Source organism: Burkholderia sp. SIMBA_051 (genome assembly GCF_046534915.1).
GTDB lineage: Bacteria > Pseudomonadota > Gammaproteobacteria > Burkholderiales > Burkholderiaceae > Burkholderia > Burkholderia ambifaria.
On the sequence record NZ_JAWRXS010000453.1, the window covers coordinates 1 to 261 of the forward strand.

General features: G+C 64.8%; 1 protein-coding gene. It reads right to left on the bottom strand.

The window, feature by feature from the left end; translation table 11 throughout:
* The coding region (locus SB771_RS35255) for a flagellin hook IN motif-containing protein (RefSeq protein WP_410722074.1) at positions 1 to 261 on the bottom strand (261 nt) is incomplete at both ends.

A 261-nucleotide genomic window follows, 5' to 3' on the forward strand; every position in this document is an offset into this window, starting at 1 on the left:
GCTGGGCGTCTTCGGCCTTGGTGTTGGCCATGCCGGTGGTGGTGCCGTCGGCGGCGGTGCTGAAGGACAGGATGTCCTTGAGCGACTGGTCGCCGGTGACGGTGATGTTCTTGACCGAGGCCTGGACGCCGGTGTCCTTGGCCGTCAGCATCAGGTAGTTGTTGCCACTGCCGTCGTTGATGACGGTGGCGCGCAGGCCGGACTTGTCGTCGGCGTTGATGGCCTTGACGATGCCGTTGAGCGAGGTGTCGCCCTTGAGGT